22 protein-coding genes and 1 pseudogene are annotated in these 23,526 nt (G+C 61.4%); 15 read left to right on the plus strand and 8 right to left on the minus strand.

What is annotated here, in order from left to right:
• Nucleotides 1–273: pseudogene (locus G7020_RS00005) on the plus strand (hypothetical protein); the annotation flags it as partial.
• A gap of 195 nt (nucleotides 274–468) precedes the next feature.
• On the opposite strand, the gene pssA reads toward G7020_RS00005, so the two are convergent.
• From pssA to G7020_RS00025, 4 genes are all read right to left on the minus strand, one after another.
• Nucleotides 469–1,302 carry a CDP-diacylglycerol--serine O-phosphatidyltransferase gene (gene pssA / locus G7020_RS00010; RefSeq protein ID WP_181082009.1) on the minus strand — a complete coding sequence of 278 codons (834 nt, stop codon included), beginning with the start codon at nucleotides 1,300–1,302 and terminating at the stop codon, nucleotides 469–471.
• 151 nt (nucleotides 1,303–1,453) lie between these two features.
• On the minus strand, nucleotides 1,454–2,470 hold the full coding sequence (gene ilvC, locus G7020_RS00015; RefSeq protein ID WP_181082010.1) for a ketol-acid reductoisomerase: 1,017 nt from the start codon (nucleotides 2,468–2,470) through the stop codon (nucleotides 1,454–1,456).
• A 47-nt stretch (nucleotides 2,471–2,517) separates the two neighbouring features.
• Nucleotides 2,518–3,009: an acetolactate synthase small subunit gene (gene ilvN / locus G7020_RS00020; protein WP_037026062.1), complete on the minus strand. Its 492-nt coding sequence runs from the start codon at nucleotides 3,007–3,009 to the stop codon at nucleotides 2,518–2,520.
• Between the two features lie 2 nt (nucleotides 3,010–3,011).
• The gene (locus tag G7020_RS00025; RefSeq protein WP_181082011.1) at nucleotides 3,012–4,736 is read right to left on the minus strand and encodes an acetolactate synthase 3 large subunit; all 1,725 of its coding nucleotides are present in this window, start codon (nucleotides 4,734–4,736) and stop codon (nucleotides 3,012–3,014) included.
• 406 nt (nucleotides 4,737–5,142) lie between these two features.
• Here G7020_RS00025 and G7020_RS00030 point away from each other — a divergent pair, with 406 nt between their 5' ends.
• A complete protein-coding gene (locus G7020_RS00030; protein WP_181082012.1) occupies nucleotides 5,143–5,574 on the plus strand; it encodes a DUF4124 domain-containing protein in 432 nt (143 codons plus the stop codon).
• A gap of 38 nt (nucleotides 5,575–5,612) precedes the next feature.
• Here G7020_RS00030 and G7020_RS00035 read toward each other — a convergent pair whose 3' ends face one another.
• The 3 genes from G7020_RS00035 to mrcB all read right to left on the minus strand — a co-directional run bounded on the left by G7020_RS00035 (nucleotide 5,613) and on the right by mrcB (nucleotide 9,044).
• Nucleotides 5,613–5,945: a YqcC family protein gene (locus G7020_RS00035; RefSeq protein ID WP_181082013.1), complete on the minus strand. Its 333-nt coding sequence runs from the start codon at nucleotides 5,943–5,945 to the stop codon at nucleotides 5,613–5,615.
• Nucleotides 5,945–6,652: a tetratricopeptide repeat protein gene (locus G7020_RS00040; RefSeq protein WP_181082256.1), complete on the minus strand. Its 708-nt coding sequence runs from the start codon at nucleotides 6,650–6,652 to the stop codon at nucleotides 5,945–5,947. The genes G7020_RS00035 and G7020_RS00040 overlap by 1 nt, the downstream gene beginning before the upstream one ends.
• Before the next feature lie 79 nt (nucleotides 6,653–6,731).
• A complete protein-coding gene (mrcB, locus tag G7020_RS00045) occupies nucleotides 6,732–9,044 on the minus strand; it encodes a penicillin-binding protein 1B (protein WP_181082014.1) in 2,313 nt (770 codons plus the stop codon).
• Nucleotides 9,045–9,198: 154 nt separating this feature from the next.
• On the opposite strand from mrcB, the gene G7020_RS00050 reads away from it, so the two are divergent.
• From G7020_RS00050 to G7020_RS00060, 3 genes are all read left to right on the plus strand, one after another.
• Nucleotides 9,199–10,758, plus strand: coding sequence for an AAA family ATPase (locus tag G7020_RS00050; protein WP_181082015.1), 1,560 nt, complete (start codon nucleotides 9,199–9,201; stop codon nucleotides 10,756–10,758).
• A 191-nt stretch (nucleotides 10,759–10,949) separates the two neighbouring features.
• Entirely contained in the window at nucleotides 10,950–11,222 is a 273-nt protein-coding gene (locus G7020_RS00055) for a TfoX/Sxy family protein (protein ID WP_181082257.1), read from the plus strand.
• A 105-nt stretch (nucleotides 11,223–11,327) separates the two neighbouring features.
• Nucleotides 11,328–12,125 (plus strand): cyclic nucleotide-binding domain-containing protein, encoded by a 798-nt coding sequence (locus G7020_RS00060; protein ID WP_181082016.1) that lies wholly within the window; start codon nucleotides 11,328–11,330, stop codon nucleotides 12,123–12,125.
• Nucleotides 12,126–12,326: 201 nt separating this feature from the next.
• On the opposite strand, the gene G7020_RS00065 is transcribed toward G7020_RS00060, so the two are convergent.
• Entirely contained in the window at nucleotides 12,327–13,211 is an 885-nt protein-coding gene (locus G7020_RS00065; protein ID WP_181082017.1) for a ChaN family lipoprotein, read from the minus strand.
• Nucleotides 13,212–13,333: 122 nt separating this feature from the next.
• Here G7020_RS00065 and G7020_RS00070 point away from each other — a divergent pair, with 122 nt between their 5' ends.
• The 10 genes from G7020_RS00070 (at nucleotide 13,334) to purH (ending at nucleotide 23,504) form a co-directional block, all read left to right on the plus strand.
• Complete coding sequence (locus tag G7020_RS00070) at nucleotides 13,334–13,648, plus strand: Rieske (2Fe-2S) protein (protein ID WP_181082018.1); 315 nt, start codon at nucleotides 13,334–13,336, stop codon at nucleotides 13,646–13,648.
• 71 nt (nucleotides 13,649–13,719) lie between these two features.
• Nucleotides 13,720–15,492, plus strand: a complete 1,773-nt coding sequence (locus tag G7020_RS00075; RefSeq protein ID WP_181082019.1) for a protein-disulfide reductase DsbD — start codon at nucleotides 13,720–13,722, stop codon at nucleotides 15,490–15,492.
• A 164-nt stretch (nucleotides 15,493–15,656) separates the two neighbouring features.
• Nucleotides 15,657–16,100 carry a type II 3-dehydroquinate dehydratase gene (gene aroQ / locus G7020_RS00080; protein ID WP_003293162.1) on the plus strand — a complete coding sequence of 148 codons (444 nt, stop codon included), beginning with the start codon at nucleotides 15,657–15,659 and terminating at the stop codon, nucleotides 16,098–16,100.
• 78 nt (nucleotides 16,101–16,178) lie between these two features.
• Nucleotides 16,179–16,634 carry an acetyl-CoA carboxylase biotin carboxyl carrier protein gene (accB, locus tag G7020_RS00085; protein WP_181082020.1) on the plus strand — a complete coding sequence of 152 codons (456 nt, stop codon included), beginning with the start codon at nucleotides 16,179–16,181 and terminating at the stop codon, nucleotides 16,632–16,634.
• Between the two features lie 17 nt (nucleotides 16,635–16,651).
• On the plus strand, nucleotides 16,652–18,001 hold the full coding sequence (gene accC, locus G7020_RS00090; protein WP_181082021.1) for an acetyl-CoA carboxylase biotin carboxylase subunit: 1,350 nt from the start codon (nucleotides 16,652–16,654) through the stop codon (nucleotides 17,999–18,001).
• Nucleotides 18,002–18,111: 110 nt separating this feature from the next.
• On the plus strand, nucleotides 18,112–18,993 hold the full coding sequence (prmA, locus tag G7020_RS00095) for a 50S ribosomal protein L11 methyltransferase (protein ID WP_181082022.1): 882 nt from the start codon (nucleotides 18,112–18,114) through the stop codon (nucleotides 18,991–18,993).
• Between the two features lie 92 nt (nucleotides 18,994–19,085).
• Complete coding sequence (locus G7020_RS00100; RefSeq protein ID WP_181082023.1) at nucleotides 19,086–20,285, plus strand: DUF3426 domain-containing protein; 1,200 nt, start codon at nucleotides 19,086–19,088, stop codon at nucleotides 20,283–20,285.
• A 184-nt stretch (nucleotides 20,286–20,469) separates the two neighbouring features.
• Nucleotides 20,470–21,483, plus strand: a complete 1,014-nt coding sequence (gene dusB, locus G7020_RS00105; protein WP_181082024.1) for a tRNA dihydrouridine synthase DusB — start codon at nucleotides 20,470–20,472, stop codon at nucleotides 21,481–21,483.
• Nucleotides 21,480–21,800, plus strand: coding sequence for a DNA-binding transcriptional regulator Fis (gene fis / locus G7020_RS00110; protein WP_181082025.1), 321 nt, complete (start codon nucleotides 21,480–21,482; stop codon nucleotides 21,798–21,800). Before dusB ends, fis begins: the two co-directional genes overlap by 4 nt.
• Before the next feature lie 99 nt (nucleotides 21,801–21,899).
• On the plus strand, nucleotides 21,900–23,504 hold the full coding sequence (gene purH, locus G7020_RS00115) for a bifunctional phosphoribosylaminoimidazolecarboxamide formyltransferase/IMP cyclohydrolase (RefSeq protein ID WP_181082026.1): 1,605 nt from the start codon (nucleotides 21,900–21,902) through the stop codon (nucleotides 23,502–23,504).
• Nucleotides 23,505–23,526: the final 22 nt, after the last annotated feature.

Here is a 23,526-nt window from a genome sequence, read left to right on the forward strand (position 1 = left end):
TTGTTAAAGAGCGTTTCGATCAAGCCTTTCGTCTCAACCGAGGCCGCGCATTCTACAGCAGCCTTGTATCTCGTCAAGCTGTTTTTGAAGAATTTTTCTTTCTTCTCAACCGCTTATGCTGTCGATCGACTCAGCGTCTCTCGTCAGCGGGAGGCGAATTCTACAGCGTTCAAAACCGCTGTCAACCACCTCTTTCAACCGCTTGCGATCGAACCGACCGAAGCACCAACAGGACTCAACCACCATCCTGTCAGCCCGGCGCATTCTACTTGAATTTGCCGTCCGTGCAAGCCCTTATTTTTAGCTAACTTCTTGATTTACAAGAGGTTTTTCCAAGGGCCTGCGCCGGAGAAGGTGCGCATTATAGGCCCACAGAACGAGCCGTCAAGCGCTTATTACCGTCTAAAGTGATTCGACTCCTCTAGCATCAAACCATAAACATATGGCGGCGCACTGGATGCGACGAGATCAGCTTTCAATACGCTTGTGCCGACGCATCAGGAACTGCACCGGCCCGGATGCTGCATAGGCCAGGAAGATCAGTAGAAGTACACGGGGCGGGTCACTGAAGACAACTGCGAAGACCAGCACTACAACAAGGATGGCCACGAACGGCACCCGCCCCTTGAGATCGAGATCCTTGAAGCTGTAGTACTTGATGTTGCTGACCATCAGCAGCCCGGCTGCCGCCACCAGCAGCGCAAACAGCATGACCAGCGCCAGAGGGAGATCCACACCTTTTACCCCCACCTCATCCAGCGCCCAGACAGCCCATACCGAACCGGCCACCACACCGGCAGCCGCCGGACTGGCGAGCCCGATGAACCAGCGTTTGTCGACCTTACCTATCTGAGTGTTGAAGCGGGCCAGACGTAGCGCAGCACAAGCGACATAGATGAATGCCACGGTCAGCCCGACGTTGCCCAGCTCGGACAACGCCCACTCGTAGGCCAGAATAGCCGGCGCCAGACCAAAAGCCACCATATCGGAAAGCGAGTCATACTCTGCGCCGAAGGCACTCTGGGTATTGGTCAGGCGAGCCACGCGCCCATCGAGACCATCAAGTACCATCGCCACGAAAACGGTTGCCGCAGCGACATAGAAATTGCCGTTTATTGCGGTAATGATGCAGAAGAACCCGGCAAACAGATTGGCGGTAGTGAACAGATTGGGGAGCAGGTAAATACCGCGATGGCGAACTTTGCGGCCTTCGGAGTCCTGGATCTCTTCGACATGCTCATCGATAGGCAGCAGACTTTCCGGCTCGACTGGCTTGTTCGGCTCTTCGGGATGCTCACTCATGTAAATTCACCTTACTGCAGGTTTGAATAAATTCGACAGACCCCGGCACAGCCGGTTCACCTTGCCACCAGCAGCGTTTTATACCAGATTGAACCCGAGCCTAACGAAAGAACGCGGCCCAGGCCGCGTTCTTTCTCAAGCAGAACCGCTATCAGTTCTTGCTCTTGTCGACGATCTTGTTGGCAGCGATCCAAGGCATCATCGCGCGCAGCTTCTCGCCTACCACTTCGATGCCATGGGCAGCGTTGTTGCGACGATAGGCAGTCATCGATGGGTAGTTGGTAGCACCTTCGCTGATGAACATCTTCGCGTACTCACCGTCCTGAATGCGCTTCAGCGCATTGCGCATGGCGGCACGGGATTCGGCGTTGATGACTTCCGGGCCGGTCACGTACTCGCCGTACTCGGCGTTGTTGGAGATCGAGTAGTTCATGTTGGCGATGCCGCCTTCGAACATCAGATCGACGATCAGCTTCAGCTCGTGCAGACACTCGAAGTAGGCCATTTCCGGTGCATAACCGGCTTCGACCAGGGTTTCGAAACCAGCCTTGACCAGCTCGACACAACCACCGCACAGAACGGCCTGCTCACCGAACAGGTCGGTTTCGGTTTCGTCCTTGAAGGTGGTTTCGATGATGCCGGTACGACCGCCGCCTACGCCGGAAGCATAGGATAGAGCAACGTTCTTGGCGTTGCCGGAAGCATCCTGGTAGATGGCGATCAGGTCAGGAATACCGCCGCCCTTGACGAACTCGGAGCGGACGGTGTGGCCCGGAGCCTTCGGCGCGATCATGATCACGTCGAGATCGGCGCGCGGCACGACCTGGTTGTAGTGAATGGAGAAACCATGAGCGAAGGCCAGGGTTGCGCCCTTCTTCAGGTTCGGCTCGATTTCGTCCTTGTACAGACGGCCCTGGAATTCGTCCGGGGTCAGAATCATCACCACATCGGCGGCAGCAACGGCAGCAGCGACATTATCGACTTTCAGGCCGTGGGCCTCAGCCTTGGCGACTGAAGGCGAACCGGCGCGCAGGCCAACGGTGACGTCGACGCCCGAATCCTTCAGGTTGCAGGCATGTGCATGACCCTGGGAGCCGTAGCCGATGATTGCGACCTTCTTGCCCTGGATGATGGAAAGATCACAGTCTTTGTCGTAGAAAACTTTCATGGAATTACCCCAGTTACTGGCCGTTCGGGCCATTCGATAAAACGTGTTTAGATGCTCAGCACTTTGTCGCCACGGGAAATCCCGGTGACACCGCTGCGCACGACTTCCAGGATCGATGCGGTACCGACGGCCTGGATGAAACTGTCCAGCTTGTCGGTCGTACCGGCCAGCTGGATGGTGTAGACGTTGGTGGTGACGTCGACGATCTGCCCACGGAAGATATCTGTGGTGCGCTTGACCTCGGCACGCTGCGCGCCGGTAGCCTTCACCTTGATCAGCATCAGCTCGCGTTCGATGTGCGCGCTTTCAGACAGATCCACCAGCTTGACCACTTCGATCAGCTTGTTGAGGTTTTTGGTGATCTGCTCGATCACCTCCTCATGCCCGACAGTCGTCAGGGTCAGGCGCGACAGCGTCGGATCCTCGGTTGGTGCAACCGTGAGGCTCTCGATGTTGTAGTTACGTTGCGAGAACAACCCAACCACGCGAGACAGGGCGCCCGGCTCGTTTTCCATCAACAGGGAAATGATGTGTCTCATGATCAGGTCCGCTCCGTCTTGCTCAGCCACATGTCGCGCATGGCACCGTCTTTGATCTGCATCGGGTAGACGTGCTCGCTGGTATCAACGGCGATATCGAGGAATACCAGCCGATCCTTCATGGCAAAGGCCTCTTCCATTTTCGGCTTGAGATCCTTCAGATCGGTGATACGCATGCCAACGTGCCCATAGGCTTCAGCCAGCCTGACGAAGTCAGGCAGCGACTCCATGTAGGAGTGCGAGTAGCGGCTGTTGTACACCATGTCCTGCCACTGGCGGACCATGCCCAACGCACCGTTGTTGAGGTTGATGATCTTCACCGGCAGGTCGTACTGCAGGCAGGTCGACAGCTCCTGGATGTTCATCTGGATACTGCCCTCGCCGGTAACGCAGGCGACATCAGCGTCGGGGAAGTTCAGCTTCACGCCCATGGCTGCCGGCAGGCCGAAGCCCATGGTGCCAAGGCCGCCCGAGTTGAGCCAGCGGTTGGGCTTGTCGAACTTGTAGTATTGGCAGGCGAACATCTGATGCTGACCAACGTCCGACGCCACATAGGCCTCGCCCTTGGTCACTTCGCAGAGCATTTCGATGGCGGCCTGCGGCTTGATGATGCTGCCGTCGCCCTTATCGTAGGGGAACAGGCCACGGTTGCCGCGCCACTCGTCGATCTGCTTCCACCAACTGGCGACCGTCTCGGAGTTCGGCGCCTGGCCGATTTCCTTGACGATGGCGACCATCTCGGTCAGTACGCTGCCCACAGGACCAACGATCGGAATGTCGGCCTTGATCGTCTTCGAGATGGACGCCGGATCGATGTCGATGTGGATGATCTTGGCGTTCGGGCAGAACTTCGCCGCGCCATTGATCACACGATCATCAAAGCGCGCACCGACCGCCAGAATCACATCGGAATGGTGCATGGCCAGGTTGGCGGTGTAGCTGCCGTGCATGCCGAGCATGCCAACGAACTGGCGGTCGCTGCCCGGATAGCAACCCAGCCCCATCAGGGTGTTGGTCACCGGCAGGTTGAGCATCTTCGCCAGTTCGGTCAGCTGTGCGGAAGCCCCACCCAAGACCACGCCGCCACCGGCGTAGAGAATGGGCCGCTTGGCCGCCAGCAACAGTTCCGCCGCCTTGCGGATCTGCCCGGAGTGACCGCGCAGCGCCGGACCGTAGGAGCGCAGCTTGGCCTTCTTCGGATAGACGTATTCGTACTTCTCGGCCGGGTTGGTCATATCCTTCGGAATATCGACGACCACCGGACCAGGACGCCCGGACTCGGCGAGGTAGAACGCCTTCTTCATCACTTCGGGGATTTCCGAAGGATGCTTGATCATGAAGCTGTGCTTCACGATGGGCCGGGAGATACCGATCATGTCGGTTTCCTGGAAGGCATCGGTGCCGACCATGTTGCTCGGAACCTGACCGGAGATGACCACCATCGGGATCGAGTCCATGAAAGCGGTAGCAATGCCGGTGATGGCATTGGTCGCACCAGGACCGGAGGTCACCAGCACCACGCCGGCCTTGCCGGTCGCCCGCGCATAGCCATCGGCCATGTGGGTGGCGGCCTGCTCATGACGAACCAGGATGTGCTCGATGGACTTTTCCTTGAAAAGCGCATCGTAGATATGCAGAACGGCACCACCCGGGTACCCGTAGATGTACTTAACGCCTTCGTCGCGCAAGAAGCGGACGAGCATTTCAGCGCCGGATAATAATTCCACGTTGTTCACCTCTAAAACGCCAGATAGCCGCTCCGCGCCGGACCGGCCAGAAATAGGTTTTACTGCTCAGCAGTGCATGAGCGACGGTGGTCGCCGACTACGTCAGCTACTGACTAAGCAAGTACCAGGAAAGCCCCAAAGTATTGCGGGACGCTCCTCCCAGCGCGAGGTAACGCGTTGCGGGTGTAGCAAGTCGGTGCGGGTAGGCACCTTGATATGGTTGATCGAAGACAGGCTCGTGCAATGTCCTCGCAACAGCAAGCATGGAATTGTTCGGATTAGACCGTGCCAAGTCAAGCCTGCTGTTGTCTTCCGACTGTTTTCAGCTGTGATCCAGCGCAGAATGAAGGACCGGAAGTTTTGCGTATAGTACCGCCCTGATAATGCCTCCACAGAAGGGATAAGCATGCGTTCGACTATTCTCGCGGGCTGTCTGCTGCTCGCACTGAGCGGCAATGTCATGGCCGGCCAGATCTACAAATGGGTGGATGCACAAGGCGTTACGCATTTTGGCGCGCAACCGCCTCAGGATCAGGCCGTGGAAATGCTCAATACTGCTGCACCGCCACCCAAACAGGCGCCTGTGGTACCTGCCGAGACTGAAAGAACTGGCGAGGCCGAGCAGCGCGACATTGAGCGCCAGGTCAAAAAACAGGTGGCCGAACAGAACGCCCAGCGCCAGCAATACTGCACGACACTGCGCACGAACCTGGCACAACTGCAGAACAATCCGCGGGTGCGCGTAGAGGAAGAGGGAGAAGTGCGGCGCATGAACGAAGAAGAACGCCAGGCGCGCATCCTCGAAGCCAAGCGGAAAATCGCCGAAACCTGCGACTGAGTTGAATCAGATTCGCCAGCTCCGCCAGTCGGCAAGCATCATCTTTCGCCGCGAGCGATCAGCGAATCAAACTTTGTCAGCGCCTCAAGCAGGCCGGCAACCCTTGATGGAGAATCCCTGTAGACCACCTCCGCCATCGCCAGAATGCCCGAAGCGGCTGGCAATGCCGCGCCACTTTCCAGGATCGCCTTCATGCGCGGCAGAAAAATCCACTGCAACCACTGCTCGAACGACAGCGTATCCACACAGAATGGCTCACGACTGGCAAGGGCCTGCGGGTCAGGCGGCAGGGCTTCCCATGTCCCCAGCGCGCGCAACTCTCGCTCGATCAGCAAGAGTTGCTCGGCCAGCTCCGGCGCCCGGCCATCCATCACAACGAAACCCTGGCGCGCTCGCGCGCCTGCGCAGCTCCGGCGGCATTGCCCTGACGCTCGCGTGCCTGCGCGATCAGTTCCCAGAGACTCGCCTGCAGCGCCGGGCGATCACCCGCGTAGCTCAGCCCCCGCCGGGCGAGCTGCTCAGCCTGCACGGCATCGCCCTGAGCAAGGCGCACCTCGGCCAGGCGGTAAAGCACTTGCGGCTCGCGGGGTGCGATGCGCTGGGCACGTTCGAGGCTGGATGCGGCCCCGTTGAGGTCGCCACCGCCCTGTTGCTGCTGGGCCGTGGTCAGCAGCGCCAACACCGGACCGTCGAGCCGCTCATCGGCAGACAAGCCTCCGTTCGAGGGGATGCCGCTGGGCATTGATTGGCCCTGCACCGGAGCCTGAGGCGCAGGCACGGGAGGCGTCCATGGCTCGGACACACCGGGTACCGGGTCAACCGAACCGCTGAAGGTGGCATCAGGCGCGGGAAAGGTCTGCAGGGGGGCCGAGTTCTGCTGCGGCACCATGACCATTACCCCCGAATCCTCAGGCACAGGCTGCATCCCCGGCGCAGACACAGGCGCGCCACCCGTACGGTAGGCTTGCCGCGCCGACACTTCCTCGGAGACCGGCGCACCGGAGTCGACCACAGGTATCGCGCCCCGATCGACTGTTGCACAGCCCTGCGCCAGCGCTGCGGCTATCAGAACGACCATCCATCGCTTGTTGCTCAACATTCGAACCTCATAATCGTTTCATGCAGCCAACAGTATTGTTTCATGCGCCAGATGTGGCTCAGCGCAACCAGCCGCGAACCCAGTCCATGACCGACTCGGCAGGCGCCTGAATACCACAACCAGGTCCCGCGGCTGGCTCACTGCCACGAATATAGGGCATCTGTACCGCACCAGGGCAATTCTCAGCCGTACCCTGCCCGGTTTGTGCATCGATCCAGGCCATGACGACATTTTCCGGCATGGGCATTTGCAACGGCAGCGGATCGGCGCGACGCATGAAGTCGGCCCACACCTGCAAGGCACCCGTAGCGCCTGTCAGCGAAGTCTTGCCGTTGTCGTCACGTCCCAGCCAGACCACTGCCAGCAGGTCCTGACTGAAACCTGCGAACCAACTGTCACGCGAATCATTGGTGGTACCGGTCTTGCCTGCCAGCGCCAGCGACCTGGGTATCTGGTTGTAAGCCGAACGCCCGGTGCCTTCGAGCATGGCGCGCTGCATGGCGTACTGGGTCAGATAGATCGCACCGGCATCGAAACGCTGCTGAATCTTGAACGGGTAGCGACTCAGCGGCTCGCCATCGGCCGCAACGACGCTACGGATGGCTCGCAACGGCGTGTTGAAACCACCATTGGCGAGCGTCTGGTACATGTCCGCCACCTCGATAGGACGCAACCCGCCCGCCCCCAGCAACATCGAAGGATAAGCCGGCCACTGTGGCGAAGCCCCCAGCCGCTCGAGCGTCTTCAGAACATGCGGCACACCCAGATCCAGCCCCAAGCGGGCCGTGGAGAGGTTGTAGGAATTGGCCAGAGCCTGGTAGAGGTAAACCGCACCGTGGGCGTTACGCCCATAGTTCTGCGGTCGCCATACCTGGCCATCGGCCCCCTTGACCGAGAAGGGCTCATCTTCCAGCAGGCTGGTCAAGGTGTACTGGCTGGGCTTCTCCAGGGCCGCAAGGTAAATCGCCGGCTTGATCAGCGAGCCGATGGGCCGTGAGGCGTCCAGCGCCCGGTTGAAGCCAGCAAAACCTGGTTGACGACCACCCAGCATCGCCTGCAGCTCGCCGGTTTCCGGATTGGTCACCAGCATCGCCCCCTCGACACCTTCGGCGGCCTTGCCGAGCCGCTTGAGCGTCTCGGTCATGGCTCTCTCGGCTTTCATCTGCAAAATCGGATCGAAGCTGGTGAAGACACGCAAGCCTTCCTCGGTCAGGTCCTCGTCGCGATAGTCTTCACGCAGCTGGCGTTTGACTACATCGAGAAACGCCGGATAGGAGCTGTCGGCCAGACTGCCACGCGGCGTCACTCCGAGCGGCTTCTGCTTAGCCGCAACCGCTGCCTCGGAACTGAGCACCTGCTGCTCGACCAGCAGATCGAGAATCAGATTGCGCCGTTCCAGCGCACGCTCCGGATGCCGCCTAGGGTTGTAGTACGTCGGCCCCTTGACCATGCCGACCAGCAGCGCGACGTGCTGCACCTGCAACTCAGCCAGTGGTCGACCGAAGAAATACTGGCTGGCCAGGCCAAAGCCGTGGATAGCCCGCCGGCCATCCTGACCGAGAAAGACCTCATTGAGGTACGCTTCGAGAATCTCCCGCTTGTCGTAGTGCAGCTCCAGCAGGATCGCCATCATCGCCTCGGTGCCCTTGCGGCTGAGGCTGCGCTCATTGGTCAGATAGAAGTTCTTGACCAGCTGCTGAGTCAGGGTACTGCCGCCCTGACGCACCCCGCCGGCGGTCAGGTTGACCCAGGCGGCACGAGCGATGGACTTGGGCGAAACACCGAAATGCTCGAAAAATTCTCGATCCTCGACTGCGACCAGGGTTTCCACCAGATAAGGCGGCGCCTGCTCCAGCTTGATCAGGATGCGATCCTCGTTATGCGCCGGATAGAGGCCGCCGATCACCAGGGGTTCGAGTCGCGCCACCGGCAGTTCGGCATTGTTGGCACGGGTCAGGCCCGCCACGAAGTCGCCGGAGAAACGCACCCGGATACGCTGCGATTCCTCGACGCCCTCGTAGAAATGGAACCCCCGGGTATGCATCTCGATGGTATTGCCGGCAACCGAAACCACGCCTGGCCCATCGATCGCACGTTCACGGCGGTAACCCAGCGCATCGAGCTCCGTGAGGAAGTCATCCTTGTCGAGTTTCTGTCCGACGAAAAGCTCCAGCGGCCTTGCGAAGACCGTTGCAGGAATGGTCCAGCGCTTGCCGGAAAACTTTTCCTGAACCACCGCATCGAGATAGACGGCCACGCCGGCGAGGATCACCAGCGCCACAAGAAACAGCTTTACGGCCCAGCCAAGCCAGGGCCGGAAGCCGCCGGATCGGCGCTTAGAGCGGGAACGAGGAGAGCGTACTTTAGTCATGGCGGCGGATTATACGCACTTTGATCTTCGGGGAATGCGGCCTCCTGGCGGTTTGCAGGTCACTCCCGGATGGACATAATGGTGCGTTTTCAGACTGTGTGAGCTGCGTTCCGATAACCACACGTCCCGCACACCATACTTACAAGGAATGACCGTGAGCCAAGCACTGATCGCCGCATTGCAGAATCCGGCCCTCTATTCCCATCCGGTCGACGGCTTCCGGGTCATCGAAACACACATTTCATGGGTCATCCTGACCGGCACCTACGCCTACAAGATGAAGAAGCCTGTGGATTTCGGCTTTCTCGACTTTACCGACCTGGCTTCCCGCAAGCATTTCTGCGAGCAGGAACTGCACCTGAACCAGCGCATGGCGCCTGACCTGTATGTGCAGGTTCTGCCGATAACCGGCAGCATCGAGGCCCCGATTATCGGTGGTGACGGCGAACCCATCGAGTACCTGCTGCAGATGCGCGAATTCCCGCAGACCCAGCTCATGGCCGAAGTGCAGGCGCGCGGCGAGCTGACCGACGCCCACATCGACGCCCTGGCCGAGCAGATCGCCCACTTCCACCTGGACATTCCGCAGGTGCCCGCAGGACACCCGCTGAACAGTGCCGAGGCGATCGTCGCGCCGATGCGGCAGAACTTCGAGCAGATCCGCCCCCTGCTGACCGAACAGGCCGACCTGCAACAGCTCGATGCGCTGATCGACTGGACGGAAACCAGCATCGAGCGCCTCTATCCCTTGCTGGAACAGCGCAGCCAACAGGGCTTCATTCGCGAATGCCACGGCGACCTGCATCTGGGCAACGCGGCCCTGATCAACAACCAGGTGGTGCTGTTCGACTGCATCGAATTCAACGAACCCTTCCGCCTGATCGACATCGCATCCGACGCCGCCTTCCTGGCCATGGATCTGGAAGACCGCGGCCTGAAATGCCAGGCGCGCCGCTTCCTCAATGGCTGGCTGGAGCGCACCGGCGATTACGCCGCGCTGGAACTGATCAACCTGTACAAGGCCTACCGCGCCCTGGTGCGAGCCAAGGTCAACCTGTTCCGGCTGTATCAGGAACAGGATGCCGTCGAGCGCAAGGTCATCGTCCGTCAGTACCGCGGCTATGCCAACCTGGCCGAAAGCTACAGCGCGATTCCGTCACGCTTCCTGGCCATCACCCATGGCGTTTCAGCCTCTGGCAAAAGCCATGTGGCCCTGCGCCTGGTCGAAGCGCTGGGCATGCTGAGACTGCGCTCGGATGTGGAACGCAAGCGCCTGCATGGCGAGCAGCAGGAGCGATCCGGCGAGCTGGATACCGGCATCTACAGCGCCGAAGCCGGCGAAGCCACCTACCGGCGGCTGCACACACTGGCCGAAGCGGCGCTGAATGCGGGCTTCTCGGCGGTGATCGACGCCACCTACCTCAAGCACCAGCAGCGACAGGCTGCCTGGCAAGTCGCAGAAGCCACCGGCGTCCCTTTCCTGATCATCGATTGCGAAGCCCCCGATGCGGTCATCGAACAGTGGCTTGCGCAGCGTCAGGCCGAGGGCGGCGATCCGTCCGACGCAACCATGGATGTTGTCAGGGCACAACAGGCCTCACGCGAACCCCTGAGCGAAAGCGAGCAACTGCTCAGCCGGCGGCTCGATACGCCCGATGCCGCCAGCCTGGACAATCTGCTGGCCGCCATTCGCCAGCGGCTGCCGGGGCTCTGACAGGCCGCGGCAGAACAGCCGCTGACCGAAGCAGCAACCACAACCCATCACCCTCGCGGGCAGAACCTGGCGTGGCTTCTATACTTGCGTAGGCCTGTCTGCGCGAGTGGGTCGTGGGCAGCTTTGAACGGCGGTGCTGGCTTTGCGGGCCGCTCCACTTCCTCACCGGCCACCCGGTCGATAAGGACGCCATGCACGACGAATTGCTGACGCTGAAAAACCTCGGCAAGACCTCCGCACAATGGTTGCACGCATCCGGCATCCATACCTTGGAAGATCTCCGCCGCCGGGGTGCGGTCGACGCCTATCAGGCGGTCAAATCTCGCGGTTTCAGCGCCTCTCGCGTATTGCTCTATGCCATCGAGGGCGCACTGCGCGACACCGATTGGAAAGCGCTGCCTGCCTCGGTCAAGGATGAACTGAATCAGCATCTGAACACTTCCAGGCGCCCCAACAAGAGCTAGCTCACAACCTGCACGCGATGCAATTTACTCCTCCCCAGCGTGGCGCTTATTGTTGGCACGCCCACCGCTCCCCTTTGTGAGCTCGTTTGTTCAAGGATTACCGTCATGTATCTACTCGGCGAACAACCCGCCTACGCCGATCGCCTGATAAACCGTCTGCAGGAAATTCCCGCCCAGTTGCTGGAAGGCCTGCCACCATGCGGCGAGGCGATTGAAATCGGCGGCTCCGAGGACCTCAGCACAGAACTGCCCGGCCAGCAGCTGTTCATCATCGAAAGCGGGCTGCTGCATGCACTGGTCGATGAGCGACCTTTGTTCTATCTACAAGAAGGTGACCTTCTGGGACTGCGTCAGGGCACAGAGTTTCCCGACTGCCGCTACCGCAGCGATGAATCGATTCGCCTGACCCCCTATTCACGCAACGCCGTATTCCGCCATATCCATGCCGAGCAGCGACGCCAGGAACTTTTTACCCAATACCTGATTGGTCAGACAGCGCTGCTCTGCGATGCACTGGCACGCCTGAAGCAGCCGGAGATTCAAACTGCGATGGGCTTCCAGCACTTCGCGGCGGGCCAGGCACTGATTATCCAGGGCGATGATGCCGAGCATGTCTTCATCATCATCGAAGGTCATGCCGACGCAATTGTCGACGGGCAGAAGGTTGGCGACGTACAGCGCGATGAAATCTTCGGGGCGATGGCCGTGTTCACGCACGAAAAACGCAGCGCCACCGTTATGGCCACGACACCCTGTACGGTCATGGTGATTCCCAAGGACCAGTTTCTCAGCCTGATGCAAAGCAACCCGAAGATCGCCCACAGCCTGATCGAAAGCATGGCTCGACGTATCGACCTGCTGAACAAGGAAGTCACCCAGCTTCGGCTGCCCATCACTGGCTGAGACCAGCTTTCAAAAAGCCGGATTATTTTCAAAATCGCCCATTGACACCGAAATGAGAATTGTTATTATTATCGCAACTGATCGCGAGGTCAGCCGGTAAGTTGAAGGGTCCAGGCAGTCGATCTTTCAGGTTATCTCCTCATCAGGCTAATCACGGTTTTGACCCGGCTCTTGCCGGGTCTTTTTTTTTATCTGCGCGAATCAACCCGCCTTGTCACGCCACTTCGCACAGTGATCCTGCTGCGGCTGTGACGGCGTGAACCAGACGAAGTCAGCCTGCTCGGCCCGCACTGTTTCTCCCACTTCAGCAAGCATCAGCACACGCAGGTCACGCATGCTTGCCTGCCCCTGCAGATACAGCGGCACCCCGAGATCACGCCGGACATGAAAGGCGCCTGCCAGCAACATCGCAGGTTTTGGCGCGGCAGCCAATTGCTGCGCCATGCGCTGGTCACGCTGCTGCTGCACGGCAAGCATCGCCGGCAACTGCGTTTCGGGCAGCATCTGGCAATGCGAGGCCCGAATCTGCTCCAGCAAGGCCGTCTGCACATCCGGTGCAGCTGGGGCGCCGGTCAATGACGGAACCTCGCGATAGATGCTGGATATCTCGGCTCGGTCCAGATTCGCCTGCAACAGCGGATAAGACTGTGCCAGCCCATACTCCACCAGCGGCGCATAGAGCGCCCAGTCCCAGCCCTGTTGCCAGCCCAGCGCGGCAGGCAGATCGGCGGGCCGCTCGCCTTTCCTCATGGAGCGCTGCACCTGGGCAACCTTCTGCTGCTGATCCGGGTTGAGCATCTCCAGCAGGACACTGCCCTGCTCGCGCTGCTGCGCCAGGGCCTGCAGCAGCCAGAGCTGCAGTGCATGATGGTCGGGATTGTCATGGCGCTCCCCCACCAGCACGTGATCGCTGTCGGCCAGTTCGGCCAGCAGCTGTTGCGGAGTGAGTGACGCGCCGTTGCGCAAGTCGATGATCACGCCCAGATCGGCATGCTCCAGCCCCTCGGGGCTCTGCCATGCGGGCAGCGGTGCAACCGACTGGCAGGCGGCAAGCACAACCATTACCAGAAGCAGTAGAAATCGCATCAGTATTCCTCGGCGGACAAAGGCAGCATCGGCAGGTGAACTCGAAAACCACGATATCGACGCTGATCCTGCCTGAAAAGACCAGCCTGGGTAATAATCGCAGCCCAACGGAGGAAACCTGCATGATTCGTTTATGCGCAACCGGCGAGCTCGCCGAAGGCCGCAGCAAAGGCTTCGAGGTCGGCGGCCTGCGCCTGTTCGCCGTGCGCAAGGATGGCGTCGCCTACGTCTATGAAAACCGTTGCCCGCACCGCCAGATCCCGCTGGAGTGGCTTGCGGACCAGTTTCTCGACAGCAGCGGCAGCCTGATCCAGTGCGCGACCCATGGTGCGCTGTTTCTGATCGACAGTGGCGAATGCGTCGCCGGCCCCTGCGCCGGCCAGTTCCTGCGCGCGCGCCCCTGCAGCGAACGCGACGGAATCATCTGGTTGCCATAGTGCGACGCTGCGCCCAAGCGACCATTCGCCTCGTTAGGTATCATGCCCCCATCGTTGCCTGCGAGATGACCATGCGCCGTTTGCTGAGTCTGTTGATCCTGCTGTTCGCCCTTCCCGCCACCGCAAGCCTGTTCGACAGCCGCCCAAGCTCCACGCTGGGCGGTCTGAACAACAGCGCCGACTTTCTCCCGGTGCATGAAGCCTTCCGCCTGAGCCTGGTGGATGCCAACTCGGAACGAATCCAGCTGCGCTTCATCGGTGCCGAAGGCTATTACCTCTATAGGCACCGGTTCCAGTTCAAGACCGACGAGGCCAGCGTGATCATCGGCGAGGCACGGCTACCGGCAGGCGTGCAGAAGACCGACGAGTATTTCGGTGAAATCGAAGCCTACTACGGCGTCCTCGATATCGACCTGCCGGTACAGAACCCCGACAACCGCCCCTTCACACTTCAGGTCGGCTATCAGGGTTGCGCCGACAAGGGGCTCTGCTACCCGCCGGAAACGCAAACCTTCCAGATCGCCGCGGACGGCACCCCGGCGGTCGCCGGTACCCGCAGCGATAGCGACAGCGCCGACACCCTGTCCTGGCGTTCGGTGGCACTGTTCTTCCTCGCCGGGCTGGGCCTGACCTTCACGCCCTGCGTACTGCCGATGCTGCCGATTCTTTCCGGCGTGGTGCTGCGCGGCCAGACCGGCGGCATGCGCAGTTTCCTGCTGTCACTTGCCTATGTCCTGCCGATGGCGGGCGGCTTCGCGGTGCTCGGCGCACTGATGGGCGTGTTCGGCGCAGAGCTGAATCTGCAGGCACGCCTGCAGTCGCCCTGGATACTGGTGCCGTTCGCATTCTTCTTCGTACTCTTTGCGCTGGCCATGTTCGGCCTGTTCGAACTGCGTCTGCCCCAATTCCTGAGCAGCCGCCTCGACCGCCTCGCCGGCAACGCCAAGGGCGGCTCCTTCATGGGCGCCGCGCTGCTGGGCACCGTTTCCAGCCTGCTGGTATCACCCTGCGTATCCGCGCCGCTGGCTGGTGCGCTGCTCTACATCAGCGCCAGTGGCGACGCGCTGGGCGGCGGACTGAAACTCTTCGCCCTGGGCCTGGGCATGGGCGCACCACTGGTTCTGTTCGCCACCGGTGGCGGCGCGCTGCTGCCCAAGAGCGGCCCGTGGATGATCACGGTACGTAACGTCTTCGGTGTACTGCTGCTTGCCGTGGCGGTGTGGATGCTCGAACGCGTGCTACCGGGGTCGCTGGCGCTGGCCTTGTGGGGACTGCTCGCCGCCGGCGCGGCGCTGTTCCTCGGCACCCTGGAATTGACCAGCAAGACACCCCGGCAGAAGCTCGCCCAACTGCTTGGGCTGGTCTTGCTGGTCTACGCCCTGGCAGCCTGGGTCGGCGCACTGCAGGGGGGCTCCGATCCGTTGCGACCACTGCCACGCGCCACACTGGCGGCAGGCGGCGGAGTCATCGAGGCCGAAAGCTGGCATACCCTCTCGACAACTGCCGCGCTCGACGCGCAACTGCAGGCCGCACGCGCCGCCGGCCAGCCACTCATGCTCGACTGGTACGCGGACTGGTGCATCAGTTGCAAGGTGATCGAGCGCGAAGTATTCGCCGATCCGCTGATCGCCCCGCGCCTGGCCGACTACCGCCTGATCCGCTTCGACATCACCGACAGCAATGCCGAGCAGCGCGCCCTGCTGGATCGCTACAAGTTGTTCGGCCCACCCGCCGTGCTGTTCTTCGATGGCAACGGACAGGAAATGGACGAAATCCGCGTCGTCGGCGAAATCACCGCCCGGCAATTCGCTGAACGCCTGAACCGCGCTGACGCCTTGCGCTGACAGCGAACAGCAATCCCTGCGGCAAACTCCAGCCATAATGCGGGCATTTACGCCGATTGCAGCATGACTGGACAGTCAACCCCCGCTTCATGCATAGTTTTTCCCCTTTACGGGTCGGCCCGCCTTTCAAGCGGCACGACCGCGCATAACAACAAGGAACATACATGGCGACCTTTCTGGTCCTTCATGGCCCGAATCTGAATCTGCTCGGCACCCGCGAACCCGGTGTTTATGGCGCGGTGACGCTGGCGCAGATCAATCAGGACCTCGAACAGCGCGCCCGCGACGCCGGCCATCATCTGCTGCACCTGCAATCCAATGCCGAATACGAACTGATCGAACGCATCCACGCCGCGCGCAGCGAAGGTGTGGACTTCATCCTGATCAATCCGGCGGCATTCACGCATACCAGCGTCGCGTTACGTGACGCGTTGCTGGCAGTGAGCATCCCATTCATCGAAGTGCACCTGTCGAACGTGCACAAACGTGAACCTTTCCGCCATCACTCCTACTTTTCGGATGTCGCGGTAGGTGTGATCTGCGGCCTTGGCGCCAGCGGTTATCGGCTGGCATTGGAGGCCGCCCTGGAACAACTCGCTGCCTCCTGACGGGCCTGCGCACAAGCATGCCGGGGCTCGACAAGCGAGCGGCAATACCCTTCGAACTTACCTGGGAGTCAACGCTTCATGGATATTCGCAAAGTCAAGAAACTGATCGAACTGCTGGAAGAGTCCGGGATCGACGAACTGGAGATCCACGAGGGCGAAGAGTCGGTACGCATCAGCCGCCACAGCAAGCAAGTGGCCATGCAACAGCCGATCTACGCTCAGGCGCCCGCAGCCCCGGCTCCGGCGCCTGTTGCTGCCGCGCCGACCGCTGATGCCGCCCCGGCCGCACCGAAGCTGAACGGCACTGTCGTCCGTTCGCCGATGGTCGGCACCTTCTACCGCGCTTCCTCGCCGGAAGCCAAGCCGTTCGCCGATGTCGGCCAGAGCGTCAAGAAAGGTGACATCCTGTGCATCGTCGAAGCCATGAAGATGATGAACCACATCGAGGCTGAAACCAGCGGCACCATCGAATCCATCCTGGTGGAGAATGGTCAGCCGGTCGAATACGACCAGCCGCTGTTCACCATCGTTTGAACCGCGGAGAGCCAGCGATGTTGGAAAAAGTACTGATCGCAAACCGCGGTGAAATCGCCCTGCGGATCTTGCGAGCCTGCAAGGAGCTGGGCATCAAGACCGTCGCGGTGCACTCCACCGCCGACCGCGAACTGATGCACCTGGCCCTGGCGGATGAATCCGTCTGCATCGGCCCGCCCCTTGCCACCAATTCATATCTGCACATCCCGTCGATCATCGCCGCGGCAGAGGTGACCGGTGCCACCGCCATTCACCCCGGCTACGGCTTTCTCGCCGAGAACGCCGACTTCGCCGAACAGGTGGAGAAGTCCGGCTTCGCCTTCGTCGGCCCGAAAGCTGAAACCATCCGCCTGATGGGTGACAAGGTGTCTGCCAAGGACGCCATGATCAAGTCCGGCGTACCCGTGGTACCCGGCTCCGACGGCCCGCTGCCGGAAGATGAGAAGGAAGCGCTGCGCATCGCCCGCGAAGTAGGTTACCCGGTGATCATCAAGGCCGCTGGCGGCGGCGGTGGTCGCGGCATGCGTGTGGTGCACAAGGAAGAAGACCTGATCAAGTCGGCCAAGCTGACCCGCACCGAAGCCGGTGCTGCGTTCGGCAACCCGATGGTCTATCTGGAGAAATTCCTTGGCAATCCGCGCCACGTGGAAGTCCAGGTGCTCTCCGACGGCCAGGGCAACGCCATTCATCTGGGCGACCGCGACTGCTCACTGCAGCGCCGCCACCAGAAGGTCCTGGAAGAAGCGCCAGCGCCCTTCATCGATGAAAAGGCCCGCGCCGAAGTGCTCAAGCGCTGCACCGATGCCTGCATCGAAATCGGCTATCGCGGCGCCGGCACCTTCGAGTTCCTCTATGAAGACGGTCGTTTCTACTTCATCGAGATGAACACCCGCGTGCAGGTCGAGCATCCGGTCACCGAGATGGTCACCGGCGTGGACATCGTCAAGGAGATGCTCAGCATCGCCGCCGGCAACAAGCTGTCGATCAAGCAGGAAGACGTGGTCATCCGCGGCCATTCGCTGGAATGCCGGATCAACGCCGAAGACCCGGAGAAATTCCTCCCGAGCCCCGGCAAGGTGAAGCACTTCCACGCACCGGGCGGCAACGGCGTTCGCGTCGACTCGCACCTGTACAGCGGCTACTCGGTTCCGCCGAACTACGACTCGCTGATCGGCAAGCTGATCACCTACGGCGCCACGCGCGAAGAAGCCATGGTGCGCATGCGCAATGCGCTGGACGAAATCGTCGTCGACGGCATCAAGACCAACATCCCACTGCACCGGGATCTGGTTCGCGACGAAGGCTTCTGCAAGGGCGGCGTGAACATCCACTACCTGGAAAAGAAACTGGGTATGGATAAGCACTAAGCACCAGCCGAGAAAAACGCTGAAGGCTGGAAGGCCGGACGAAAAAGCGGATAATCCCGCCACCTTTCGTTCAGCCTTCCAGCCTTCAGCCGTTTCTAGACGAGAATTTTATGCCCTGGTTACAACTTCGCCTCGCCATCGCCCCGGAACAGGCACCCGCCCTTGAAGATGCCCTGCTGGGCGTCGGCGCGGTATCGGTGACCTTCATGGATGCCGAGGACCAGCCCATCTTCGAGCCGGACCTGGGCACCACGCCGCTGTGGTCGCATACCCACCTGCTGGCCCTGTTCGAAGCCGACGTGAATGAAAGCGATCTGCTCGTGCATCTGCAATTGCTGACCGGCGGCGAACTGCCCGATTACCAGTTGGAACGCATCGAGGATCAGGACTGGGAACGCAGCTGGATGGATAACTTCCAGCCCATGCGCTTCGGTCGTCGCTTGTGGATCGTCCCCAGCTGGCACACCGCGCCCGAACAGGATGCGGTGAATCTGCTGCTCGATCCCGGCCTGGCCTTCGGCACCGGCACCCACCCCACCACGGCGCTCTGCCTGGAATGGCTCGATGCCCAGCAGCTATGCGGCTTGCAGGTGCTGGATTTTGGTTGTGGCTCGGGCATCCTGGCCATCGCCGCCCTGCTGCTGGGTGCCGAGCAGGCCATCGGTACCGACATCGATATCCAGGCCATCGAAGCCTCGCGCGACAATGCCGGACGCAACGGCATCGACCCGGCACGCTTCCCGCTGTACCTGCCCGAACAGCTGCCGAGCGGTCAGGCCGACGTGGTAGTCGCCAATATCCTCGCCGGCCCACTGGTGGAACTGGCGGGGCAGATTGCCGAGCGCGTCAAACCCGGCGGTCTTCTGGCCCTGTCCGGAATCCTTGCCGAGCAGGCCGAAGAGGTTCGCGCAGCCTATGCGGCGCAATTCGATCTCGACCCCACCGCTGAAAAAGACGGCTGGGTACGGATTACCGGCATTCGTCACCACTGAGCCTCACGGCAGTGACGGGCAACACGCACCACCACTGCCGTTCGACGATATGCATGCGCTAGACTAGCGAGCATTCTTCGCCGGACCTGCGCATGACCAGCTTCGTCACCCAATGCCCGCACTGCCGTACCAGTTTTCGCGTCAGCCGCGCCCAGCTCGCTGCTGCTCGGGGCGTGGTGCGTTGTGGCGCCTGCATGGAGCTTTTCAATGCGGCCCAGCAACTGAGCGACGAGGACAAACTGCGCGCCAGCGCCGCAGAGACGCCAGCCCCGGCGCCCGTCAGCGTGCCGGTCCAGCCTTCGGCGCCCTCGAACAGCGAAGACGATACCCTGTGGATTCACGACGACCTCGATCTGGACAATCTCGACCTGGACGAGGAACTGGCCAGGCTTGAGCGTGAAGAACTGGAGCTGGCCCGCGAACTGCTTCAGCTGGAACAGACACAGCCCCACACCGCGTCACCGGATGATGATGAAGCCTGGGCCGAACGGCTTCTTGGCGCAGAAACGACACAGGCACCCGTGCCCGCCCCGGTTTCCCAGGCGCTTCCCGAGCCGGACATGGAGACGGCGAAGGCACCACCTGACACCGTCATGCCCCCTGCTACGCCGCTGGATACAGCACTGCCACAGCCAGCGGAGCGGCTGGAGCCCTCACTTTCCGAGCCCGAGGAAGCAGACTCCGGATGGCCTGCCGCCGACTCAACGCCAGCGACGCAAGCTCATGCGCGCGAACGCAAGGATCGCGACGCGCCACTGTTCGAGCTTGAAGACGAACCCCTGCAGCTCGACTGGGAGGCCCGCCGCCACCCCTGGGGCCGCTGGCTGGGCTGGGGCGCACTGAACCTGCTCGCCCTGCTGGCGCTTGCAGGGCAATACGTGTTCTATAATTTCGACGAGCTGGCGCGCCAGGATCAATACCGCCCCTGGCTTGAGCAGCTGTGCCCGGCATTGGGCTGCGAGCTGCCATCGCGAGTCGATATCGATCAGATCAGAAGCAGCAACCTGGTCGTGCGTAGCCATCCCGACTTCACTGGCGCGCTGATAGTCGATGCGATCATTTACAACCGCGCCTCCTTTGCCCAACCCTTCCCGCTGCTGGAAATGCGCTTCACCGATATCAGCGGACAGGTTCTGGCAAGCCGTACCTTCAAGCCTGGCGAATACCTCTCCGGAGAACTCGCCGGCCAGCGCCAGATGCCCTCGCAGATCCCCATCCATATCGCCCTCGACATCCTCGACCCTGGCACCAGCGCGGTGAGCTACAGCCTGGCCTTCCACTCGCCGGAATAGCAGACGGGCCGTCGCGAACCTGGGCAACCCGCCGCTCATCGCCCGAGCGTGACAAGCCGGCCTTCGGCTATAAGCTGATGACTGTTCAGATTTTGTTCAACGCATGCTTTAACCTGCCATGCAGAGCGGGTATTATGCACACCCTTTTTTACACCCGATCGCAGGCTCCAGGCAGGGAATCTTCATGTCAGCGGTACGCATCGGTCCTTATATTCTTCCGAATCGATTGATTCTCGCGCCCATGGCCGGCGTGACCGATCAGCCGTTCCGCCAGCTGTGCCGACGCCTGGGCGCCGGCCTGGTGGTCTCGGAAATGGTGACCAGCGACGTGCGCCTGTGGAACAGCCGCAAGTCACGCCTGCGCCTGCAGCATGATGGCGACCCCGAGCCGCGTTCGGTACAGATCGCCGGAGGTGATCCGCAGATGCTCGCCGAAGCGGCCCGGCGCAATGTCGAACTGGGCGCACAGATCATCGACATCAACATGGGTTGTCCGGCGAAGAAGGTCTGCAACAAGGCGGCCGGCTCGGCCCTGATGAAGGACGAACTGCTGGTTGCGCGGATTCTCGAAGCCGTGGTGACAGCCGTGGATGTTCCGGTGACGCTGAAGATTCGCACCGGCTGGGACAGACAGAACAAGAATGGGCTCGGGGTGGCACGGATCGCCGAACAGTCCGGTATCGCCGCGCTGGCCGTACATGGCCGTACCCGCGCCGACCTTTACACCGGCGATGCCGAGTACGAAACCATTGCCCGCATCAAGCAGGCCGTATCGATTCCGGTATTTGCCAACGGGGATATCGACTCGCCGCTCAAGGCGCGCCAGGTGCTGAAGGACACCGGCGTCGATGCGCTGCTCATTGGCCGCGCAGCACAGGGCAGACCGTGGATTTTTCGCGAAATCGACCACTTCCTCGATACCGGCGAGCTGCTGCCTGCGCCGGGCCTGGATGAGATCGAGCGGATACTGCTCGATCATCTGGACGCGCTGCACGCCTTTTATGGCGAAGTAATGGGCGCGCGTATCGCGCGCAAGCACGTCAGCTGGTATCTCGCAACACAACCGGGGGCACGGGAATACCGTAGCCGATTCAATCGTTTGGAAAACAGGGACGCGCAGTGCGCCAGTGTTCGAGCCTTCTTCGAGGAACGCCGAACCAGCCCTGACTCAGGGGATGAAACAGGGGTGGCCGCATGACGCTGTTGAACGAAACACTGGCTATTGGAACCACATCCGTGAGCGACAACGTAAACCTCAAGCAGCATTTGAATACACCGAGCGAGGCAGGCCAGACCCTGCGCGGCAGTGTCGAGAAAGCGCTGCACAACTACTTCGCCCATCTCGAAGGCGCCGATGTCACGGATGTGTACAACCTGGTGCTCTCCGAAGTAGAGGCGCCCTTGCTGGAAACCGTGATGAACTACGTCAAGGGCAACCAGACCAAGGCCTCGGAATTGCTGGGCCTGAATCGCGGCACCCTGCGCAAGAAACTCAAGCAGTACGACCTCCTTTAAAAAGCCGCTGGAGGCTCAAGGCCGGAAGCTGGACGACCAAGCGACACCCTCGTTCCGCCTCCCGCCTCCAGCGTTGTCTACCTTCCGATGGAAACCGTGATGACCGACCAAACTCTCCGCCTTCCCGTGCGTCGCGCACTGATCAGCGTGTCCGACAAGACCGGCGTTGTTGAATTTGCCCGTGAACTCGCTGCCCTTGGCGTCGAAATCCTTTCCACCGGCGGCACCTTCAAGCTGCTGCGTGAAAACGGTATCGCCGCCGTCGAAGTGGCCGACTACACCGGCTTTCCGGAAATGATGGATGGCCGGGTCAAGACCCTGCATCCGAAGATCCATGGCGGCATCCTCGGTCGCCGTGACCTCGACGGCGCGGTCATGACCGAACACGGGATCAACCCGATCGACCTGGTGGCGGTCAACCTCTATCCGTTCGCCGCCACCGTGGCCAAGGCCGGCTGCACCCTGCCGGACGCCATCGAGAATATCGATATCGGCGGCCCGACCATGGTTCGCAGCGCCGCCAAGAACCACAAGGACGTCGCCATCGTGGTCAACGCCGGCGACTATGCCGGTGTCATCGAGAACCTGCGCAACGGCGGCCTGAGCTATGCACAGCGTTTCGATCTGGCGCTCAAGGCCTTCGAGCACACCGCCTCCTACGACGGCATGATCGCCAACTACCTGGGCACCATCGACCAGGCGGCCGAAACGCTGTCCACCGAGGGCCGCAGCCAGCTGCCGCGCACCTTCACCACCCAGTTCGTCAAGGCGCAGGACATGCGTTACGGCGAGAACCCGCATCAGATCGCGGCCTTCTACGTCGAGCACGCCGATGAAGCCTGCGTCGCCACCGCGCGCCAGCTGCAGGGCAAGGAGCTGTCGTTCAACAACGTGGCCGACACCGATGCCGCGCTGGAATGCGTGAAGAGCTTCGTCAAGCCCGCCTGCGTCATCGTCAAGCACGCCAACCCCTGCGGCGTCGCCGTGGTGCCGGAAGACGAAGGCGGCATCCGCCAGGCCTATGAACTGGCCTACGCCACCGACAGCGAATCGGCCTTCGGCGGCATCATCGCCTTCAACCGCGAGCTGGACGGCGAAACTGCGCGCGCCATCGTCGAGCGCCAGTTCGTCGAAGTCATCATCGCCCCGAGCGTCAGCCAGGAAGCCCGTGAAATCGTCGCCGCCAAGGCCAACGTGCGTCTGCTCGAATGCGGCCAGTGGCCAGCCGAGCGCGCGCCGGGCTGGGACTTCAAGCGCGTCAACGGCGGCCTGCTGGTGCAGAGCCGCGATGTCGGCATGATCACTGCGGACGACCTCAGGATCGTCACCCGCCGCGCACCCACCGAACAGGAAATCCATGATCTGATCTTCGCCTGGAAAGTGGCCAAGTTCGTCAAATCCAACGCCATCGTCTACGCCAGGAACCGTCAGACCGTAGGTGTCGGCGCCGGCCAGATGAGCCGTGTCAACTCCGCCCGCATCGCCGCGATCAAGGCCGAACACGCAGGCCTGCCGGTGCCGGGCGCGGTCATGGCCAGTGATGCCTTCTTCCCCTTCCGCGACGGCATCGACAACGCAGCCAAGGCCGGCATCAGCGCCGTGATCCAGCCCGGCGGTTCGATGCGCGACGAAGAAGTCATCGCCGCCGCCGATGAAGCCGGCATCGCCATGGTGTTCACCGGCATGCGCCATTTCCGCCACTGATCGTAAAAAGCCGCTGAAGGCT

It is taken from the genome of Stutzerimonas stutzeri, from assembly GCF_013522825.1.
Taxonomy (GTDB): domain Bacteria; phylum Pseudomonadota; class Gammaproteobacteria; order Pseudomonadales; family Pseudomonadaceae; genus Stutzerimonas; species Stutzerimonas stutzeri_AK.

Excerpts from the sequence above, each read along its gene's own strand:
- pssA (WP_181082009.1), bottom strand. The coding sequence starts at position 1,302 with ATGAGTGAGCATCCCGAAGAGCCGAACAAGCCAGTCGAGCCGGAAAGT.
- ilvC (WP_181082010.1), bottom strand. The coding sequence starts at position 2,470 with ATGAAAGTTTTCTACGACAAAGACTGTGATCTTTCCATCATCCAGGGC.
- ilvN (WP_037026062.1), bottom strand. The coding sequence starts at position 3,009 with ATGAGACACATCATTTCCCTGTTGATGGAAAACGAGCCGGGCGCCCTG.
- G7020_RS00030 (WP_181082012.1), top strand. The coding sequence starts at position 5,143 with ATGCGTTCGACTATTCTCGCGGGCTGTCTGCTGCTCGCACTGAGCGGC.
- G7020_RS00035 (WP_181082013.1), bottom strand. The coding sequence starts at position 5,945 with ATGGATGGCCGGGCGCCGGAGCTGGCCGAGCAACTCTTGCTGATCGAG.
- G7020_RS00040 (WP_181082256.1), bottom strand. The coding sequence starts at position 6,652 with ATGGTCGTTCTGATAGCCGCAGCGCTGGCGCAGGGCTGTGCAACAGTC.
- mrcB (WP_181082014.1), bottom strand. The coding sequence starts at position 9,044 with ATGACTAAAGTACGCTCTCCTCGTTCCCGCTCTAAGCGCCGATCCGGC.
- G7020_RS00055 (WP_181082257.1), top strand. The coding sequence starts at position 10,950 with ATGCACGACGAATTGCTGACGCTGAAAAACCTCGGCAAGACCTCCGCA.
- G7020_RS00060 (WP_181082016.1), top strand. The coding sequence starts at position 11,328 with ATGTATCTACTCGGCGAACAACCCGCCTACGCCGATCGCCTGATAAAC.
- G7020_RS00065 (WP_181082017.1), bottom strand. The coding sequence starts at position 13,211 with ATGCGATTTCTACTGCTTCTGGTAATGGTTGTGCTTGCCGCCTGCCAG.
- G7020_RS00070 (WP_181082018.1), top strand. The coding sequence starts at position 13,334 with ATGATTCGTTTATGCGCAACCGGCGAGCTCGCCGAAGGCCGCAGCAAA.
- G7020_RS00075 (WP_181082019.1), top strand. The coding sequence starts at position 13,720 with ATGCGCCGTTTGCTGAGTCTGTTGATCCTGCTGTTCGCCCTTCCCGCC.
- aroQ (WP_003293162.1), top strand. The coding sequence starts at position 15,657 with ATGGCGACCTTTCTGGTCCTTCATGGCCCGAATCTGAATCTGCTCGGC.
- accB (WP_181082020.1), top strand. The coding sequence starts at position 16,179 with ATGGATATTCGCAAAGTCAAGAAACTGATCGAACTGCTGGAAGAGTCC.
- accC (WP_181082021.1), top strand. The coding sequence starts at position 16,652 with ATGTTGGAAAAAGTACTGATCGCAAACCGCGGTGAAATCGCCCTGCGG.
- prmA (WP_181082022.1), top strand. The coding sequence starts at position 18,112 with ATGCCCTGGTTACAACTTCGCCTCGCCATCGCCCCGGAACAGGCACCC.
- G7020_RS00100 (WP_181082023.1), top strand. The coding sequence starts at position 19,086 with ATGACCAGCTTCGTCACCCAATGCCCGCACTGCCGTACCAGTTTTCGC.
- dusB (WP_181082024.1), top strand. The coding sequence starts at position 20,470 with ATGTCAGCGGTACGCATCGGTCCTTATATTCTTCCGAATCGATTGATT.
- fis (WP_181082025.1), top strand. The coding sequence starts at position 21,480 with ATGACGCTGTTGAACGAAACACTGGCTATTGGAACCACATCCGTGAGC.
- purH (WP_181082026.1), top strand. The coding sequence starts at position 21,900 with ATGACCGACCAAACTCTCCGCCTTCCCGTGCGTCGCGCACTGATCAGC.